Annotated in this window: 18 protein-coding genes, 1 tRNA gene and 1 rRNA gene; 19 read left to right on the plus strand and 1 reads right to left on the minus strand. The window is 64.9% G+C overall.

All coding sequences use genetic code 11. The features are described from left to right. The 19 genes from rrf to CH294_RS21160 all read left to right on the plus strand — a co-directional run. Positions 1 to 97: ribosomal RNA gene (rrf, locus tag CH294_RS21070) — 5S ribosomal RNA — on the plus strand; the annotation flags it as partial. 74 nt (positions 98 to 171) lie between these two features. Then, the gene (locus CH294_RS21075) at positions 172 to 1,053 is read left to right on the plus strand and encodes a hypothetical protein (protein ID WP_080737267.1); all 882 of its coding nucleotides are present in this window, start codon (positions 172 to 174) and stop codon (positions 1,051 to 1,053) included. Next, positions 1,050 to 2,039: an HAD-IIA family hydrolase gene (locus CH294_RS21080; protein ID WP_094739003.1), complete on the plus strand. Its 990-nt coding sequence runs from the start codon at positions 1,050 to 1,052 to the stop codon at positions 2,037 to 2,039. The genes CH294_RS21075 and CH294_RS21080 overlap by 4 nt, the downstream gene beginning before the upstream one ends. 62 nt (positions 2,040 to 2,101) lie before the next feature. Then, positions 2,102 to 2,344: a hypothetical protein gene (locus CH294_RS21085; RefSeq protein ID WP_094739004.1), complete on the plus strand. Its 243-nt coding sequence runs from the start codon at positions 2,102 to 2,104 to the stop codon at positions 2,342 to 2,344. 1 nt (position 2,345) lies between these two features. Next, positions 2,346 to 3,167 carry a TlyA family RNA methyltransferase gene (locus tag CH294_RS21090; RefSeq protein ID WP_094739005.1) on the plus strand — a complete coding sequence of 274 codons (822 nt, stop codon included), beginning with the start codon at positions 2,346 to 2,348 and terminating at the stop codon, positions 3,165 to 3,167. Continuing rightward, positions 3,164 to 4,129, plus strand: coding sequence for an NAD kinase (locus CH294_RS21095; protein ID WP_052058357.1), 966 nt, complete (start codon positions 3,164 to 3,166; stop codon positions 4,127 to 4,129). Before CH294_RS21090 ends, CH294_RS21095 begins: the two co-directional genes overlap by 4 nt. A 2-nt stretch (positions 4,130 to 4,131) precedes the next feature. Beyond that, positions 4,132 to 5,901, plus strand: a complete 1,770-nt coding sequence (recN, locus tag CH294_RS21100) for a DNA repair protein RecN (protein ID WP_032378536.1) — start codon at positions 4,132 to 4,134, stop codon at positions 5,899 to 5,901. A gap of 84 nt (positions 5,902 to 5,985) precedes the next feature. Then, entirely contained in the window at positions 5,986 to 7,170 is a 1,185-nt protein-coding gene (gene steA, locus CH294_RS21105) for a putative cytokinetic ring protein SteA (protein WP_032403723.1), read from the plus strand. Further along, complete coding sequence (locus CH294_RS21110; protein WP_094739154.1) at positions 7,167 to 8,114, plus strand: copper transporter; 948 nt, start codon at positions 7,167 to 7,169, stop codon at positions 8,112 to 8,114. Before steA ends, CH294_RS21110 begins: the two co-directional genes overlap by 4 nt. A 151-nt stretch (positions 8,115 to 8,265) precedes the next feature. Beyond that, the gene (locus tag CH294_RS21115; protein ID WP_094704809.1) at positions 8,266 to 9,999 is read left to right on the plus strand and encodes a CTP synthase; all 1,734 of its coding nucleotides are present in this window, start codon (positions 8,266 to 8,268) and stop codon (positions 9,997 to 9,999) included. Next, a complete protein-coding gene (locus CH294_RS21120) occupies positions 9,996 to 10,628 on the plus strand; it encodes an NUDIX hydrolase (protein WP_094739006.1) in 633 nt (210 codons plus the stop codon). The genes CH294_RS21115 and CH294_RS21120 overlap by 4 nt, the downstream gene beginning before the upstream one ends. A gap of 5 nt (positions 10,629 to 10,633) precedes the next feature. Further along, a complete protein-coding gene (xerD, locus tag CH294_RS21125; RefSeq protein ID WP_032403531.1) occupies positions 10,634 to 11,548 on the plus strand; it encodes a site-specific tyrosine recombinase XerD in 915 nt (304 codons plus the stop codon). A gap of 110 nt (positions 11,549 to 11,658) precedes the next feature. Then, a complete protein-coding gene (locus CH294_RS21130) occupies positions 11,659 to 12,621 on the plus strand; it encodes a ParA family protein (protein ID WP_242640164.1) in 963 nt (320 codons plus the stop codon). 26 nt (positions 12,622 to 12,647) lie between these two features. Then, entirely contained in the window at positions 12,648 to 13,454 is an 807-nt protein-coding gene (locus CH294_RS21135; protein WP_230592519.1) for a segregation/condensation protein A, read from the plus strand. Then, positions 13,451 to 14,134: an SMC-Scp complex subunit ScpB gene (scpB, locus tag CH294_RS21140; protein ID WP_094739007.1), complete on the plus strand. Its 684-nt coding sequence runs from the start codon at positions 13,451 to 13,453 to the stop codon at positions 14,132 to 14,134. The genes CH294_RS21135 and scpB overlap by 4 nt, the downstream gene beginning before the upstream one ends. 12 nt (positions 14,135 to 14,146) lie before the next feature. Next, positions 14,147 to 15,325 carry a pseudouridine synthase gene (locus CH294_RS21145; RefSeq protein ID WP_094739008.1) on the plus strand — a complete coding sequence of 393 codons (1,179 nt, stop codon included), beginning with the start codon at positions 14,147 to 14,149 and terminating at the stop codon, positions 15,323 to 15,325. Then, positions 15,325 to 16,008 carry a (d)CMP kinase gene (gene cmk / locus CH294_RS21150; RefSeq protein ID WP_094739009.1) on the plus strand — a complete coding sequence of 228 codons (684 nt, stop codon included), beginning with the start codon at positions 15,325 to 15,327 and terminating at the stop codon, positions 16,006 to 16,008. Before CH294_RS21145 ends, cmk begins: the two co-directional genes overlap by 1 nt. Next, the gene (der, locus tag CH294_RS21155) at positions 16,005 to 17,453 is read left to right on the plus strand and encodes a ribosome biogenesis GTPase Der (RefSeq protein WP_032377998.1); all 1,449 of its coding nucleotides are present in this window, start codon (positions 16,005 to 16,007) and stop codon (positions 17,451 to 17,453) included. The genes cmk and der overlap by 4 nt, the downstream gene beginning before the upstream one ends. An 85-nt stretch (positions 17,454 to 17,538) precedes the next feature. Further along, positions 17,539 to 17,612 (plus strand) — tRNA-Pro (locus tag CH294_RS21160). A 293-nt stretch (positions 17,613 to 17,905) separates the two neighbouring features. Here CH294_RS21160 and CH294_RS21165 read toward each other — a convergent pair. Next, positions 17,906 to 18,733 carry an alpha/beta hydrolase gene (locus tag CH294_RS21165; protein ID WP_094739010.1) on the minus strand — a complete coding sequence of 276 codons (828 nt, stop codon included), beginning with the start codon at positions 18,731 to 18,733 and terminating at the stop codon, positions 17,906 to 17,908. Positions 18,734 to 18,738: the final 5 nt, after the last annotated feature.

Consider the following 18,738-nt stretch of genomic DNA (forward strand, 5'->3'; position numbering starts at 1 on the left):
GGAAACGCCCGGTCCCATTCCGAACCCGGAAGCTAAGCCCTCCAGCGCCGATGGTACTGCACTCGACAGGGTGTGGGAGAGTAGGACACCGCCGAACACCCGTTGTAAGAAGGGGACCCACTTGGTGGGTCCCCTTTTTGCGTTTTGTATCCAAAATCCGAAAGGACGCCCGTGTCGGAAGACAACAACGATCGTCGCCCCTCTAGAGGGGACGGCGGCAACCGCCCGAGCGAGTCCCGAGATCGCAACCCTCGCGCTCAGGACCGTCGCGCCGACCCGCGTCGTTCGGACGGTCCTCCTCGCAGACGTGGTGGTGAGGGTGGGTTCTCCGGCGATCGCCGCGGTAACAGCGCATCATCCGACCGTCGACCCCCGCGTCCCGACGAACCGGATCTGCCCGACGAGGTCGAAGCCGGCCAGCTCGAGCCGGCAGTGCGCCGAGATCTGCTGAGCTTGGACAAGAACAATGCCACTGCTGTGGCCCGTCACCTCGTGATGACCAGCAGGCTGCTCGACGACGACCCGCAGTTGGCGCTGCTGCACGCGCGCGCTGCTCGTCAGCGAGCAGGTCGTATCGCCGTTGTGCGTGAAACCGCGGGTATCGCGGCCTACCACGCCGGTGAATGGGCCGAAGCCCTGTCCGAGCTTCGCGCCGCCCGGCGCATGGCCGGCGGGCCAGGTCTCATTGCCGTGATGGCCGACTGCGAACGCGGACTCGGACGTCCCGAGCGCGCCATCGAACTCGGCCGTAGCGACGAGGCTCGCGAGTTGACCGGCGAGGAAGCGTCGGAACTCCGAATTGTCGTGGCCGGTGCTCGTATGGACCTCAACCAGTTCGACCAGGCCGTCGTGACCCTGCAGACCCCGGATCTCGACGCCTCGCGCTCGGGAACCGCTGCAGCTCGCCTGTTCTACGTCTACGCCGACGCACTGGTGGCGGCAGGTCGCGTCGACGAGGGTGTGAAGTGGTTCCTCAACGCTGCTGCGGCCGATGTCGATGGTGAGACAGACGCGGAGGAGCGAGTCGAGGAGCTGTCCGGAGGCAGTCGGTGACGTTGCTGCGCGACGCCCACGATGTCCTGCTGCTCGATCTGGACGGCACCGTCTACGCCGGTAAGGACCCCATTTCCGGTGCAGTAGAGGCGCTTTCGGGTGGTTCCGAGAAGCAGTACTTCGTGACCAACAATGCCAGTCGTGCGCCGCAGGACGTTGCCGAGCATCTTCGTGGTCTCGGGTTCGACACTTCTGCGGAGTTCGTTGTCACCAGTTCCGAGGCAGCTGCGCGTGTTCTCGCGGGCAAACTGAACGCCGGTGCGCGTGTCCTCGTAGTCGGTACCGACGCGTTGGCGAACGAAATATCCAAGGTCGGCCTGGAGCCGGTCAGATCTGCCGACGACGACCCGGTCGCAGTCGTGCAGGGTCACTCGGTCGATACAGGCTGGAAGATGCTCGCCGAGGCGGTCCTCGCTGTTCGTGCGGGTGCTCTCTGGGTAGCAACGAACATCGATGCCACCTTGCCGGCCGAACGAGGACTCGTTCTGGGAAACGGCTCGATGGTCGCAGCGGTTCGCAACGCCACCGACGTCGAGCCGATCGTGGCGGGCAAGCCGGCCGCGCCGATCATGCACGACGCCATCGAGCGCAGCGGAGCGCATTCGGCGTTGGTCGTCGGAGACCGGCTGGACACGGACATCGCGGGAGCCAATGAAATCGAGCTGCCGTCGCTACTGGTGTTGACCGGTGTGAGTACCGCCGCTGAGCTGCTTCGTGCTCCCCAACATCTGCGACCCACCCACATCGGCCCCGACCTCGGGGTGCTCAACCAGGACGAGTCCGCGTCTCGCGTCGGCAGCAAGGACGGTTGGGCGGTCGGCATCGACGGCGGAGTGCTGTCGGTGCGATTCGACCGGGACACGGCACCGGATGTGTTCGAGGGTGCTCTGGCCGTGCTGCACGTTGCGTGGTCGGACTCCGAGTTCACTGAGGTGCGCTTCGAGGGCACTGGTCTCGGCGATCTGCGTTCGCTGCTCGGGTGTTGACAGCGTCCGGATAGCGGCGGCGATCAGGCGTTCGTCGTACCTATCCGATAGCGTGAAGGGCGATGAGCACGTCGATTCCGTTACCAGGACAGCACCGGCCGAGCAACGCCGGCGATGGGTCGTCGGCCGATCCCGACACCGTTCGAGCCGAGGTCGCCTCGCTCCTGAGCCAGCTCACCATTGTGTCGTCGGACCGCGAAGAACCCGAGACCGTGGATTCGGACGCCCTCTCGCGCGATGCGAGTCTGCTGGACCGCGCTCACGAGGTGCTCGTGCGCGCCCTGACTACCGTCGACAAGACCTGACGTGGCTCGTCGCGCACGGGTCGATACGGAACTGGTTCGCCGTGGATTGGCAAGATCTCGCGAACATGCTTCGGAGCTGATCGAGTCCGGTCGGGTGAAGATCGCCGGGACTGTGGCCTCCAAGCCGGCCACCGCGGTGGAGCCGGGCACGCCATTGTTGGTTGCCGAAGAGGACAACGAGGTCAGTTGGGCCTCGCGAGGTGCCCACAAACTGCTCGGGGCGCTCGACGCATTCGAGCCGCTGGGCTTGACCGTCGAGCATGCTCGATGCCTCGATGCCGGTGCGTCCACCGGTGGATTCACCGACGTCCTTCTCAGTCGAGGAGTACGTGAGGTGGTCGCTGTGGACGTCGGATACGGCCAGCTGGTGTGGCGACTGCAGTCCGATGATCGTGTCCACGTCATCGACCGCACCAATGTCCGGTCGATCGATGCCGAGACGATCGGTGGACCCGTCGACGTGATCGTCGCCGACCTGTCGTTCATCTCGTTGAAGCTCGTCCTTCCGGCATTCGTCGAGTGTTCGAAGCCGGGCACCGACATGGTGCTGATGGTCAAACCGCAATTCGAGGTCGGCAAGGATCGCGTGGGTGCCGGTGGCGTCGTGCGAGATCCGGCGCTGCGAGCCGAGGCCGTAGAGGACGTGGCGAACGCTGCGGTCGGCCTGGGTCTGACTGTTCGCGCGGTGGCGGCAAGCCCACTGCCGGGCCCGTCGGGCAACGTCGAGTACTTTTTGTGGCTGAGGGCAGGTGCAGGCGAGGATCTGCCGCGTACCGACATCCCGGAACTCGTCCGGCTCGCGATCGAGGAAGGACCACAGTGACTCCGTCCCAGGCAGCACCGGAACTGGAGTCGTCTCGAGAGATTCTTCTCGTCGCCCATCCGGGCCGACCGGACATCGCCGAGACCGCACGTCGAGTGGGCAAAGTGTTCGACGAGGCGGGCATCTGCCTACGCGTACTGGTCGACGAAGTGGAGCCCTCGAAGATCGAGGCGTCCGACAAGCAGGAGCACGACCACGTGTTCGTCGCGGACATGCGGCTCAACGTCGTGGAATTCGGCCCCGACGCGGCGGTCGGCTGCGAGATGGTCCTGGTTCTGGGCGGCGACGGAACCTTTCTCCGCGCAGCCGAACTCGCGCAAGCAGCCTCCATTCCAGTTCTCGGAATCAACCTCGGCCACGTCGGCTTTCTCGCCGAAGCAGAGGCCGACCATCTCGAAGATGCCCTGGCCCGCGTCATCGCCGGCAATTACCGCATCGAGCAACGCATGACCTTGGACATCGCAATTCGCGTCGGAGATCAGGTGGTCGACCGCGGATGGGCACTGAACGAAGCGAGCATCGAGAACGGGTCGAGGCTCGGAGTGCTCGAGGTGGTGCTCGAAGTCGACGGTCGACCGGTTTCCGCGTTCGGCTGCGACGGAGTCCTGGTCTCCACACCGACGGGCTCGACGGCATACGCCTTCTCGGCCGGTGGACCTGTGGTCTGGCCGGAACTCGAAGCGATACTGGTCATTCCGAGCAATGCACATGCGTTGTTCGCGCGACCGCTGGTCACCAGTCCCGAGTCGATCGTCGCGGTCGAGATCGATGCGGGCGGGCACGCGGGATTCGTATTCTGCGACGGCAGGCGCACGCTGAGCCTTCCGGCCGGTGCTCGCGTCGAGGTGGTGCGGGGCGCGTCACCGATCAAATGGGTCCGACTCGATTCGGCACCGTTCGCCGACCGCATGGTCAAGAAATTCGAACTGCCCGTCACCGGGTGGCGGGGGAGAGCGAGGTAGGGATGCTCGAAGAGATTCGGATCGACAGCCTCGGAGTCATTTCCGGTGCCAGCGCACAGTTTCACGAGGGGCTGACCGTCCTCACCGGCGAAACCGGTGCCGGCAAGACCATGGTGGTCACGAGCCTGCACCTGTTGTCGGGCGCCCGCGCCGATGCAGGTCGGGTTCGGCTGGGCGCACAGCGCGCTGTGGTCGAGGGGCGATTCAGTACCGATACCGCGTCGGAACAGGTGATCGACGACGTCGACAAGGTACTCGAGTCGTCGGGAGGTCAACGCGACGAAGACAATTCGATCATCGCTGTGCGGACCGTCAACTCCGACGGCCGCTCTCGTGCGCACCTCGGTGGGCGCAGTGTGCCCGCATCGGTTCTGTCGAACTTCACCGACTCGTTGCTGACGGTGCACGGTCAGAACGACCAGCTGCGTCTGCTGCGGCCCGATCAGCAACTCGCTGCCCTGGACAGATTTGCCGGCGACGCGGTGGCGTCCCTGGTCTCGAAGTACCGCACTGCTCGCAAGACGTGGCTCGACGCTCGCAACGAGTTGATCGACCGCACCGAACGCAGTCGCGAGCTGGCGCAAGAGGCAGATCGTCTGCAGTTCGGCCTGCAGGAGATCGACTCTCTCGCACCGGAGCCGGGGGAGGATCGTTCCGTGGCCGAGGACGTGCGTCGGCTGGGTGATCTGGATTCGTTGCGTGAGACCGCAGAGGGTGCCTCGGCGGCACTCGTCGGGAGCACCGAGGAGGCGTCGGACACGACATCCGCGCTGTATCTGTTGGGCGAGGCTCGTTCTCGCTTGGAGCATGCCGACGACGCTGCTCTGACGGAGCTGCTGCCGCGACTGAACGACGCGATGGCCATCGTGGGCGACATCGGTGCCGATCTCACCTCGTACCTGACGGATCTGCCGTCCGATCCGGGTGCGCTCGACGCGATCCTGAACCGCCAGGCCGAGCTGAAGTCGTTGACGCGGAAGTACGCCGCCGACGTCGACGGGGTCATCGCCTGGGCGGAGGATGCCCGCGAGCGCCTCTCGCGCATCGACACCTCGGCCGACGCCTTGGCCGAATTGAGTGCCACGGTCGACGCGGCTGCGGTCGACGTCGCTGCGGCGGCTCAGAAGCTCAGTGCGGCCCGCGCGAAGGCTTCGGTCAAACTCTCGAAGGCGGTGAGCGTCGAGCTGGCCGGGTTGGCGATGGGAAAAGCCAAGCTGCAGATCGATGTTCGAGCTTTGCCTGCCGGACCGTCGGACACCGCCCCGATCGTCGTCGACGGTGCCGAACTGCATGCCGGCAGCAACGGCGTCGACGAGGTCGAGTTTCGCCTGTCCGCACACGACGGTGCCCAGGCTCTGCCGATCAGCAAGAGTGCGTCGGGCGGTGAGCTCTCACGGGTGATGCTGGCGCTCGAGGTGGTGCTGGCGGGCTCGGACAAGGGCGCGACGATGGTGTTCGACGAGGTCGACGCCGGAGTGGGTGGTCGCGCTGCCGTCGAGGTAGGGCGTCGGCTCGGCCGGTTGGCTCGCACCCATCAGGTCATCGTGGTCACTCACTTGCCTCAGGTCGCAGCGTTCGCCGATACACATCTGGTGGTCGACAAGACCGATGCGAAGAAGGGTGCGGCGAACAGCGGCGTTCGGACGCTGTCGTCGTCGGAGCGGGTCGTAGAGCTCGCCAGGATGCTCGCGGGTCTGGACGATACGGAGACCGGTCGCGCGCACGCCGAGGAGCTGCTGGCCACTGCAAACGCCGATAGAGCCGCCCTGTAACCTTTGGTGCTGATGTGATCAGTGTGGTAGTTGTTTCGGCGCGCCTCCATCGCCGGGCGTGTCGATCGGGTCATCATGGTCCTCATGAAGATGCCGGCTCTGCTGTCACGTAGTCAGGATTCGCTGCCTGGAATCACCGGGATCGCGCGAGTCGATCGCAACACGGCCAAGCTGCTCAAACGGGTCGGGCCCGGCGACATCGTCGTCCTGGACGAGCTGGACCTGGATCGTCTGACCGCAGATGCGCTGGTCGAGGCGGGGGTGCTCGCGGTCGTCAACGCGTCGCCATCGATCTCCGGGCGTTACCCCAACCTCGGTCCCGAGGTCATCGTGGCCAACGGCATCACCTTGATCGACTCGGCCGGCACCGAGGTCTTCAAGAAGATCAAGGACGGCACCAAGATCCGCCTCAACGACGGCGGTGTCTACACCGGCGATCGGCGTCTCGCCAAGGGTGACGAGCAGAGCGAAGCCGAGATCTCCGACAAGATGATCGAGGCCAAGACCGGACTGGTCGATCACCTGGAAGCGTTCTCGGGCAACACGATCGAGTTCATCCGCACCGAAAGCCCGCTGTTGATCGACGGTGTCGGCGTGCCGGATATCGACATCGATCTCAAGGGCCGTCACGTCGTGATCGTCGCCGACGGACCCGGCCATGCCGAGGACCTGAAGAACCTCAAGCCGTTCATCAAGGAGTACTCGCCCGTCATCATCGGCGTCGGTGCGGGTGCCGACACCGCGATGAAGGCGGGTCACCGGCCCGATCTCATCGTCGGCGACCCCGAGGACGTCACCGCTCAGACGCTCAAATGTGGTGCAGAGGTGGTGCTTCCAGCCGATTCGGACGGTCACGCGCAAGGACTGGAACGCATTCAGGACCTCGGAATCGGTGCCATGACGTTCCCGGCGAGCGGTGCCGCTGCCGATCTCGCTCTGCTGCTGGCCGATCATCACGGGGCCTCGCTGATCGTGTCGGTCGGTAGCCCGGCCAGCCTCGACGAGTTCTTCGATCGTGGTCGTCGAAACACGAACCCGGCCGCGTTCATGACGCGTCTGAAGGTCGGGGCCAAGCTGGTCGACGCCAAAGCTGTGGCCACTCTGTACCGAAGCCGGGTTTCCGGTGGCGCGATTGCCCTGCTGATTCTCGCGGCCCTCGTTGCCGTCATCGTGGCGTTGGCAGTGTCCAACATCGGTGGTGAATCGTTGGACTGGGCGATCGACCTGTGGAACCGGTTCGCTCTGTGGTTCCAGGGGTTGCTTCCGTGATTTCGCTTCGCCAACATGCCATTTCACTGGCGGCAGTGTTCGTCGCGTTGGCCATCGGCATCGTCCTCGGTTCGGGTCTGCTGTCGAGTGGACTGGTCTCGGGCCTTCGAGACGACAAGACCGGTCTCGAAAACCAGGTGGACGATCTGCAATCGACCAACAACCAGCTCGGTGAGCAGCTGAACTCTGCCGACGGGTTCGACGCCGCAGTATCGGGCAGGGTTCTGCGAGACACCTTGGTGGATCGTTCCGTGGTGGTCATCACCACCCCTGACGCAGATCCCGGTGACGTCGACGGAGTCACCCGCTCGATCGGAGCGTCGGGTGCGACCGTCACCGGCCGAGTGTCGCTGACCGACGCGTTCGTCTCCGCGGCGAACGGCGACGACCTGCGCACCCGATTGACCAACGTCATTCCCGCCGGCGTGCAGCTGCGCACCGGCGCGGTGGATCAGGGAAGCCTGGCCGGTGATCTGCTGGGTTCGGTGCTGCTGCTCAACGCGCAGACGGCGCAACCCCAGTCCACCCCGGAGGAGCTTTCGCTCGCTCTGGAAACGCTGCGCAGCGGCGGGTTCATCGCCTACGACAACGGTGCCGTCGCACCCGCCCAGCTGGCGGTCGTGGTCACCGGTTCCGGTTCCTCGAACGTCGAGGACGGCAATCGAGGGGCCATCGTCGCTCGCTTTGCAGGTGCTCTCGATTCGCGCGGTGCAGGTGCTGTGCTGGCCGGCCGGTCCGCCGCCGCCGAGGGCAACGAATCCATTGCCGTCGTACGCGCCGATTCGGCTCTGTCGTCCTCACTGAGCACGGTGGACAACGTCGACCGTGAAGCTGGACGGATCACGACCGTTCTCGCCTTGGCGGAGCAGCTGGACGGTGCGTCGGGTCGGTACGGCACCGGAGCGAACGCGAATGCCGTCACCGTCGGAGCGCCCGCGAGCTGATCGGTGCCCGGAACGAGCGTGTCGTTGGCGGTGAGGTACGTACTGGTGTTACCGTGAAGTCCCGTGGGTAGCAGGCCCAATTTTCATGCTGTACCTCTCTTATCAGCCCCCTGGTAGGAGCAAGCCCTGCAGATTCGTCACGGGAGCCTCATTGTCACGCCTTCAGTCGCGTTCCGACACCAAGCACATCTTCGTCAGCGGGGGCGTCGCGTCTTCGCTCGGAAAAGGTCTGACGGCGTCGAGCCTCGGCCAGCTACTGACCGCACGCGGACTCCGCGTGACCATGCAGAAGCTCGACCCCTACCTCAACGTCGATCCCGGCACGATGAACCCGTTCCAGCACGGTGAGGTCTTCGTCACCGAGGACGGCTCCGAGACCGACCTCGACGTCGGACACTACGAGCGCTTCCTCGACCGGGATCTGTCGGGATTCGCCAATGTCACCACCGGCCAGGTCTATTCGACGGTCATCGCCAAGGAGCGTCGCGGCGAGTACCTGGGCGACACCGTTCAGGTCATCCCGCACATCACCGACGAGATCAAGCGTCGAATTCTGGCCATGAACGGGCCGGATCTGCAGGGCCATCAGCCTGACGTCGTGATCACCGAAATCGGTGGCACCGTCGGCGATATCGAGTCGCAGCCGTTTCTCGAAGCAGCGCGCCAGGTTCGCCACGACGTCGGCCGCAACAACGTCTTCTTCCTGCACGTGTCGCTGGTTCCGTTCCTGGCGCCGTCCGGTGAACTCAAGACCAAGCCCACCCAGCACTCCGTGGCTGCCCTGCGCAGCATCGGCATCCAGCCCGACGCATTGATCCTGCGGTGCGATCGTGACGTGCCGCCGGGACTGAAGAACAAGATCGCGCTCATGTGCGACGTGGATGTCGACGGCTGCATCTCCACGCCCGACGCGCCGTCGATCTACGACATTCCGAAGGTGTTGCACAAGGAAGGCCTCGACGCCTACGTCGTCCGTCAGCTCGGTCTGCCGTTCCGCGATGTCGACTGGACCATCTGGGGCGGATTGCTCGAGCGCGTCCACCAGCCACGCGAAACCGTCCGCGTCGGTCTCGTCGGCAAGTACGTGGACCTGCCCGACGCCTACCTCTCGGTCACCGAGGCGCTGCGTGCCGGCGGATTCGCACATCGCGCCAAGGTCGAGATCAAGTGGGTTCCGTCCGACGAGTGCTCGACGCCCGCGGGGGCGCAGGCCGCGTTGGGCGACGTCGATGCCGTGCTCATTCCCGGCGGTTTCGGTATCCGCGGTATCGAGGGCAAGCTCGGGGCGATCGAGTTCGCCCGCACGCGCAAGATTCCGCTGCTGGGGCTGTGCCTCGGATTGCAGTGTGTGGTCATCGAGGCGGCTCGTTCGGTCGGTCTGACCGACGCCAATTCCGCCGAGTTCGACCCGGACACCAAGGATCCGGTGATCTCCACGATGGCCGATCAGGAGGACGCAGTCGCCGGTGACGCCGATCTCGGCGGCACGATGCGCCTGGGTGCCTACCCGGCGACACTGCAGAAGGGTTCGGTCGTCGCGGCGTCGTACGGTACCGAGAACGTCTCGGAACGCCACCGTCACCGCTACGAGGTCAACAACGACTACCGAGATCGAATTGCCAAGAGCGGCTTGGTGTTCAGCGGTACTTCTCCGGATGGCCATCTGGTCGAGTTCGTCGAGCTGCCTGCCTCGGTGCACCCGTTCTTCGTCGCCACCCAGGCGCATCCGGAGCTCAAGAGCCGGCCGACACGTCCGCACCCGTTGTTCGCATCGTTGATCAATGCGGCTCTGAAGTACAAGGCTGCGGAGCGCCTGCCGGTCGACGTTCACGGTGACACCGTGGCGGCGGAGGAGTCGGACGCCGCCGCCGAGACCGTCGGATGAGCGAGCCCCGACACGAGTTCACCACCCTCGACTCGACGGCGGCGTACTCCGGTGCCATTCTGGCGCTTCGGCTCGATCAGGTCGCGATGCCCAACGGGCGCAAGGCCGAGCGTGAGGTGGTCGAGCATCACGGCGCGGTGGGGATTCTGGCCGTCGACGATCAGGATCGGGTGGCGATGATCGAGCAGTACCGGCATCCCATCGGGCGACGGCTGTGGGAATTGCCGGCCGGCCTGCTCGACGCGCCGGGGGAGCAGCCGGTACTGGCGGCTCAGCGTGAGCTCGCCGAGGAGACCGGCCTTGCTGCCGGTTCCTGGTCGGTGTTGGTCGACGTGCTGGCCTCGCCCGGGTTCACCGACGAGGCCGTGCGGATCTTTCTCGCACAGGACCTGACAGAGGTGGATCGGCCCGAAGCGCACGACGAGGAAGCAGACATCGAACTCTCCTTCGTGCCGATGGACGAGGCCGTCCGTCGCGCACTGGCAGGAGAGATCGTGAATGCGTCCGCCGTCGCGGGCGTGCTTGCATTCGCTGCCGCCCGCGCCGCAGGCACCGAACTGCGCCCGGCCGACGCCCCGTGGCCCGATCTGCCCACGGCCTTCGAGAAGCGGAAGAGTTCACGAAAGTAGCCACCGTGATCGGCCAGCAGATTCAGACGTACCTCGACCATTTGGTGGTCGAGCGCGGTTCGGCACAGAACACGGTGTCGTCCTACCGTCGGGATCTGCTGCGGTACGAGCGGTTTCTCAGCGGCTACGGAATCGCCGATCTGGCCAAGGTCACCGAGAACGACATCACCGAGTTCGTGCTGTACCTCCGGCGCGGCGACGATGAGTTCACCGCTCTCGCAGCGAGTTCGGCTGCACGCACACTGATTGCCGTGCGCGGATTGCACCGGTTCGCTCTGGCCGAGGGGATGGTCGAGCGCAACGTCGCGAGCGAGGTCAAGCCGCCGCAGCCTGCCAAACGATTGCCCAAGTCGCTACCCATCGACCAAGTGGTGGCACTACTCGAATCGGCGTCGATCGCAGGGCCTGATGCACCGCGCGGACTGCGTGATCGTGCACTGTTGGAGTTGCTTTATTCCACCGGGGCCCGAATCTCCGAGGCCGTGGGGCTGGATGTGGACGATATCGACACCGAGTCGCGGTCGGTAATGCTGCGCGGCAAAGGCGGCAAGCACCGCATCGTCCCGGTCGGCAGGCCGGCGATCGAGGCGATCGACGCGTACCTGGTGCGTGGGCGACCCGGCCTGGTTGCTCGGTCCAACCCGGCCCTGTTTCTCAACGTGCGCGGCGGCAGGTTGTCTCGGCAGAGCGCGTGGCAGGTACTGCAGGACTCGGCCGAGCGGGCCGGGATCACCTCCGGCGTCTCACCACACGTTCTTCGGCACTCCTTCGCCACGCATCTGCTCGACGGCGGTGCCGATGTACGCGTGGTGCAGGAACTGCTGGGGCATGCGTCGGTGACGACGACGCAGATCTACACTCTCGTCACCGTCACCACACTGCGCGAAGTGTGGGCGGGAGCGCATCCGCGGGCCCGGTAGCACGAGGTCGGCCTCCGCCTGTCAGCGTGTCCGGTGACAGCGTCGGTGCCTCAAGCGGTAGCGTTTGCGTGAACTACTCGAAGACGAACGGGACAGGGGAGCGCTGGAACGTGTCGACACCGCAGCCGCCAGCGGCGGAGTCAGCCTCGGATCGTGCGCATCTCGAAGGCGCGCTGTTCCATACGCGTCAACCGGAGTCCAGTCGCGAGTCGCGCGACATCATTCCCGCTCCCAACGAACTCGGGCCCACCGGTCGAAAGACGCGGTCGGTTCCGGATCCCCAACCGCTGGCCAGTCATGGCCCGGCCAAGATCATCGCGATGTGCAATCAGAAGGGTGGCGTCGGCAAGACGACGTCGACCATCAATCTCGGTGCCTCGCTGGCCGGCTACGGTCGTCGCGTGCTGCTGGTGGACCTCGACCCGCAGGGCGCACTGTCCGCGGGCTTGGGCGTCGCGCATCACGAACTCGATCTCACTGTCTACAACCTTCTCGTCGAGGCGAAGGTCTCTGCCGACGACATCATCATGCGGACTCGCGTCGAGAACCTCGATCTGATGCCCAGCAACATCGACCTCTCGGCCGCCGAAATTCAGCTGGTGACCGAGGTGGGCCGCGAGCAGACGCTCGGGCGGGTGCTGCATCCGATTCTGGATCGCTACGACTACGTGCTCATCGACTGCCAGCCGTCGCTCGGTCTGCTGACTGTCAATGCGCTCACATGCGCCGACGAAGTACTGATTCCGATGGAGTGCGAGTACTTCAGCCTCCGCGGCCTGGCACTGCTCAACGACACCGTCGAGAAGGTGCGCGATCGGCTGAACCCTCGGCTGAAGTTGGCCGGCATCGTGGTGACGATGTTCGACGCCCGAACGCTGCACTCTCGCGAGGTGATGACACGGGTGGTCGAGGTGTTCGGGGACGTCGTCTACGACACGGTGATCACTCGTACGGTCCGGTTCCCGGAAACCAGTGTGGCCGGTGAACCCATCACCACATGGGCTCCGAAATCCGGCGGCGCGCAGGCGTACCGCGCTCTGGCGCGCGAGGTGATCTACCGGTCGGGTCCGTGACCGTCGACGCTGCCGACGAGGCCCCGATCGAGGTTCCCGCCGACGCGGATCCGTCGAAATTTCGGGTTCGGTTGCTCAACTTCGAGGGTCCGTTCGACCTGCTGCTGTCCTTGATCAGTCAGCACCGCATGGATGTCACCGAAGTGGCGCTGCACACCGTCACCGACGATTTCATCTCGTTCACCAAGTCTCTCGGTGCCGATGTGGGACTGGATCAGACGACGGAGTTCTTGGTCGTCGCTGCCACGCTGCTCGATCTCAAGGCAGCTCGTCTGCTGCCCTCGGGTGACGTCGAGGATGCCGAGGATCTGGCGCTGCTCGAAGTGCGAGATCTCCTGTTCGCGCGATTGCTGCAGTACCGCGCCTACAAGCAGGTGGCCCTGCTGTTCGGTGAGCTGGAAGCTGCTGCGCTGCGGCGGTATCCGCGATCGGTGTCGGTGGAGGACAGGTACGCCGATCTGATCCCGGAGGTATTGCTCGGCGTCGACCCTGCCAGGTTCGCAGACATCGCCGCTGCCGCCTTTCGGCCCAAGCCGATTCCGCAGGTTGGGCTCGATCACATCCATCAGCACGCCGTCTCGATTCCCGAGCAGGCCGAGTGGCTGTTGGAGAATTTACAGGGCCGCGGCCTGAACGAATGGGCGTCGTTCTCGGAGCTGGTGCAGGACTGCGAGGTGCAGGTCGAAATAATTGCGCGATTCCTGGCGTTGCTGGAGCTGTTCCGCCAACAGGTGATCGCGTTCGAACAACCGGAGCCGCTGGGCGATCTCCGAGTGAGCTGGACCGGCAAGGACGAAGGACCCATCGTGGTCACGGAAGAGGACTACGCATGAGTGCCGACCCCGAACTCGAGCTCGAGGACGTCGACGATTCCGAGGAGTTGGACGACGCCACCCTCGCGTCGGCGCTCGAAGCTGTGTTGCTGATCGTGGACACCCCCGCGTCGGACGAGCAGCTCGCCTCCGCCGTGGGTGCATCGGTCGCTCGGGTGCGCGCCTCGTTGAACGAGATGGCCGCAGCACTGACCGAGCGAAGCAGCGGAATCGATCTTCGCTACGCCGGTGACGGGTGGCGTTTCTACACCCGAACCGCGTACGCGCCCTATGTCGAACGGCTACTTCTGGATGGCGCTCGGTCCAAGCTCACACGCGCAGCATTGGAAACCCTGGCCGTGATCGCCTATCGTCAACCGTTGACCCGCGCACGAGTCAGCGCCGTACGTGGAGTCAATGTCGATGGAGTGATGCGTACGTTGCTCGCCCGTGGACTGATCTCCGAAGCAGGAACGGACCCGGAGACGAACGGAACGATGTACTGCACCACCGAGCTGTTCCTCGAACGGCTCGGGCTCGCGTCGCTCGGTGATCTACCCGAACTGGCACCGCTGTTGCCGAGTGTGGACCTGATCGACGAGATCAGTGACAGCATGGACACCGACCCGAGAATGACCCGCTCCACCAAGAACCGCGGATCGAAACCCGATCCGGCAGCCGAGATCGACTCGGACGACTGATAGGTAAGACAAGTGAACAAGCCCGCTCGCCGTGATGGCACACCGGACCGTAACAAGAGACAAGACCCACGCAGGAAGCCGACCGAAGGTAGGTCGGACACTCCGCGTGACGCACGCCGCGGAGATCGCACCCGCGACGCTGCGCCCCGTGACGGCGCCCCTCGCGCCGGTGCACCTCGAACCGGAGGACCCCGCGCAGGCGCTCCCCGAACCGGAGCACCCCGAACCGGAGGCCGACCGGATCCCCGCAGAGGCGTCGAGCAGGACGAATTCGATTACAAGCCTGCCGACACGGGCATCAACGACCGCAGCAACGACGCGGTGCCCCGCAAGAAGCCGTCGCGTCCCAAGCCGCCGAAGCCGCAGAAGAAGCAGGTTCCGACGACCACGATCAGCAACGCCAAGCCGGCAAAGCACCAGCACACAGATTCCTCGCCCCGCAAGCACGTGCCTGCCGGTGAAGGTGTTCGTCTGCAGAAGGTGCTCGCGCAGGCCGGTGTCGCATCGCGTCGCGCTGCCGAGGAACTGATCGCCGACGGCCGCGTCGAGGTCGACGGACGCATCGTCACCGAACAGGGCATCCGTATCGACCCGAACATCGCCGTGGTCCGCGTCGACGGCACCCGCGTCGTCGTGAAGGAAGAGCTTGTTCATCTCGCGATGAACAAGCCGCGTGGATGGCAGTGCACCATGTCCGACGACCTCGGGCGCCCGTGCGTCGGCGACATCGTCTCCGAGCGCGTCCAGGCGGGGCAGCGACTGTTCCACGTCGGCCGCCTCGATGCCGACACCGAAGGGCTGTTGCTCTTCACCAACGACGGTGACCTTGCTCACCGCCTGATGCACCCGTCGTTCGAGGTCTCCAAGACCTATTTGGCGACGCTGTTCGGCACCATCCCCCGCACACTCGGCAAGCAGCTGCGTGAGGGCGTCACTCTCGACGACGGCCCTGTCAAGGTCGACGGCTTCCAGCTGCTCGACATCTCGGACGGCAAATCACTCGTCAAGGTGACCCTGCACGAGGGCCGCAAGCACATCGTGCGTCGGTTGTTCGACAAGGTCGGCTTCCCGGTCGGACGCCTCGTGCGAACCGATGTCGGCAACATCGTGCTCGGCGATCAGCGTCCAGGAACACTACGTGTTCTCGGCCGCGGCGAGATCGGCAAGCTCTACGAATCCGTAGGCCTGTGATGAGTGCGCTCGTCGTGGCGATGGACGGGCCCTCGGGCACCGGTAAGTCGTCGGTATCGCGCCGGCTCGCGTCGGCTCTCGAAGCAAGCTACCTCGACACCGGTGCGATGTACCGCGTCGCAACGGTGTGGGTGCTGCGGTCGGGTGTCGAACCCACCGATTCGGATGCGGTTGCGAAAGCTGTTGCAGCACTGCCCCTCGAGATCGGGAAGGACCCGCTGTCCGAGACCGTGTTGCTCGACGGTGAGGACGTCAGCGGCGAAATTCGTGGCGATGCCGTCACCAAGGCCGTCTCGGCGGTCTCTGCTGTGCCTGCGGTGCGAGAGCTGTTGGTGCAGCTGCAGCGCGACCTCGCGAGCTCGTCGACGCGAATCGTGGTGGAGGGCCGGGACATCGGCACCGTCGTACTTCCCGACGCCGACGTGAAGGTGTTCCTCACGGCGTCCCCGGAAGCGCGGGCGGAGCGTCGCAACAAACAGAACATAGAACAGGGTCGTGCAGACGACTACGAATCCGTGCTCGCGGACGTGCAACGCCGTGACCATGCAGATTCGACAAGAGCAGTGTCACCGCTTCGTCCCGCCGAGGATTCGGTGATCGTCGATACCAGCGAGCTGGATCTCGACGGTGTGATGGAGCACTTGCTGCTCGTGGTCAACGACAGAACTGGAGCAGTGCAGTGAGCGAAGAATTCTTCTCCGGCGCAGCGGAAACCGCGGGCGACGGAACATGGAGCGACGAGGGCGAGTGGGAGTACGTCGACCTCAACGAAGGCGAAGACGGCGAAGATGCCGTGGCCGTACCGACTCTCGCCGTGGTGGGGCGTCCGAACGTCGGCAAGTCGACGCTCGTCAACCGCATCATCGGACGACGTGAGGCCGTGGTCGAGGACGTCCCCGGCGTCACCCGCGACCGCGTGTCGTACGAGGCGAACTGGAGTGGTCGACGCTTCCTGGTGCAGGACACCGGCGGTTGGGAGCCCGACGCCAAGGGTCTGCAGCAATCTGTTGCGCGCCAGGCCGAATTGGCGATGAACACCGCCGACGCGATCCTGTTGGTCGTCGACGCTCGTGTCGGTTCGACGACGACGGACGAGGCAGTGGCACGAGTACTGCGCCGGTCGAAGACTCCGGTTCTGTTGGTGGCCAACAAGGTCGACGATGGTCGCACCGAATCAGAAGTTGCCGCACTGTGGTCGCTCGGTCTGGGGGAGCCGCTGTCGGTTTCTGCCACCCACGGCCGCGGCACCGGCGATTTGCTCGACCGTGTGCTCGAGGCACTGCCCGAGACGCCGCGTGAAGGTATCCCCGGTGGGGGACCCAGGCGTGTGGCTTTGGTCGGCAAGCCGAACGTCGGCAAGTCCTCGCTGATCAACAAGCTGTCGGGTGACGAGCGCTCGGTGGTGCACGATGTTGCCGGCACCACCGTCGACCCGGTCGACTCGTTGGTCGAATTGGGCGGTAAGACATGGCGATTCGTCGATACCGCAGGTTTGCGCAAGCGTGTCAGCCATGCCAGTGGTGCCGAGTTCTATGCGTCGCTGCGCACCAAGTCCGCTATCGAGGCCGCCGAGGTCGCGATTCTGCTTCTCGATGCCTCACAGGTGATCTCGGAGCAGGATCTGCGGGTGCTCAGCATGGTCTCCGACGCCGGCCGCGCACTGGTCTTGGCGTTCAACAAGTGGGATCTGGTGGACGACGATCGTCGTCAACAGCTCGAGAAGGAGATCGATCGCGATCTCGCTCGGGTGCCGTGGGCGCAGCGAGTGAACATCTCGGCGCAGACGGGCCGCGCCGTCCAGAAGCTGGTTCCCGCTCTGGAGACGGCTCTGGAGTCGTGGGACAAGCGGGTGCCCACCGGACGCCTCAACACGTGGCTCAAGGAGGTCGTGGCGGCCACTCCGCCGCCGATGCGTGGCGGACGTCTGCCGCGCATCATGTTCGCGACGCAGGCCAGCACGAGGCCGCCGACGTTCGTGCTGTTCACCACGGGGTTCCTGGAGGCTGGTTACCGGCGCTTCATCGAGCGGCGCTTGCGTGAAGAGTTCAACTTCGACGGCAGCCCCGTGCGCGTCTCGGTGCGTATCCGCGAGAAGCGGGAACGGCCGGGCAAGGGCAACAACCGCTGACGTTTCCCGGTCTTGCCCCTGAGCAGGCGATTTCCTCTCAGGGGTAGGGCTGGGGTAATCTCAGCAAGCGCCTTTCGAGGCGCGGCGGGCTGTGGCGCAGTTTGGTAGCGCACTTGACTGGGGGTCAAGGGGTCGCAGGTTCAATTCCTGTCAGCCCGACAGATTGCAGTTCAGAGGCGGTTCCGGAGAAATCTGGAACCGCCTTTTTTTGCCGAAAACATGGTGCCTCGCCACTGCTACTTCCTCGGAGATTTTTCGACGTCCATGGGCGTTCGCCTCGCAGGCCCGCGTCCAGGGCGCTTTTCCCGGACAGTCTTCGACGAGCATGCATGATTCCGGGACGCCGAACAGTGGCTCTCCGGATACCCCCGAGTCGACAGTCACACATGAATTCCCCAGCACCGGATTTCGCCGAGTCCTGGGGAATTACGATGTGACGGACTTGCGTGTTGCTAGCGATCCGAGAAGGCGTCGATCGCCGCCGCCACCGAACCAGGGTCCACCAGGTTGGCGAAGTGGCTCTGACTCGCCAGTACCTGTTTCGTGACGTCCGGGAGCTTGGAGGCCAAGTAGGCAGAGGCACCGACGAGATGCTTCGGACTGTGTTCGCCCACGAGAAGCAAAGTCCTGGTTGTCGATTCGCCGTATTCCGACATCACCGACACGCATGCGTCGATCTGTTCCAACTCTCGAGTCCAGGTGGGTGCGAGCGAGAGAAACGATCCCCACAACGGTGTCGCCGCAATGGCTTCCGTCTCGGCTGCAGGAGCTCGAATGAAATGCTCCATGGCGATTCGCATCGCCGCGTCGTTGTCGGACGCTGCGATCGCTGCCGCATACGGGGCGAGATACTGCCCCGCGACCGGCCCGTCCACCGGTAGTGGCGGCTCGTACAACACCAGGGACGCCACCTGCGAACCTTGTCGAACGGCTTCGAGGGTGCATATCGCGCCATAGGAGTGACCGACCAGGGTCGGTATGCCCCCGGTCGACTCGACTGCCAGGGCGAGGACTGCCGCGATGTCGGCGGCCTCGGTCCCGAGTGTGTACTCCGGTGCATCGCCGCTCAGGCCTCGACCCCGGCGATCGAGAACGAAGACCCGGTGGTTGACGGCGAGTTGTGACGCTACCTGCAACCACGACTCCGCCGTGGAGATGCTGCCGTGCACAATCACGACAGGCGAGCCGGAACCGAGGCAACGCACCCCGAGCGATGTTCCGTCGGCCGACGTGACCATCTCGGTGGTGATTTCCTCTAGTGGCGAATCAGGCTGTGTCATAGAAA

The sequence above is a fragment of the Rhodococcus sp. 14-2483-1-1 genome (assembly GCF_002259335.1).
GTDB lineage: Bacteria > Actinomycetota > Actinomycetes > Mycobacteriales > Mycobacteriaceae > Rhodococcoides.

Coding starts and splice junctions, on each gene's coding strand:
- CH294_RS21165 (WP_094739010.1), bottom strand. CDS start 18,733: ATGACACAGCCTGATTCGCCACTAGAGGAAATCACCACCGAGATGGTC.
- scpB (WP_094739007.1), top strand. CDS start 13,451: ATGAGTGCCGACCCCGAACTCGAGCTCGAGGACGTCGACGATTCCGAG.
- CH294_RS21085 (WP_094739004.1), top strand. CDS start 2,102: ATGAGCACGTCGATTCCGTTACCAGGACAGCACCGGCCGAGCAACGCC.
- cmk (WP_094739009.1), top strand. CDS start 15,325: ATGAGTGCGCTCGTCGTGGCGATGGACGGGCCCTCGGGCACCGGTAAG.
- steA (WP_032403723.1), top strand. CDS start 5,986: ATGAAGATGCCGGCTCTGCTGTCACGTAGTCAGGATTCGCTGCCTGGA.
- CH294_RS21120 (WP_094739006.1), top strand. CDS start 9,996: ATGAGCGAGCCCCGACACGAGTTCACCACCCTCGACTCGACGGCGGCG.
- recN (WP_032378536.1), top strand. CDS start 4,132: ATGCTCGAAGAGATTCGGATCGACAGCCTCGGAGTCATTTCCGGTGCC.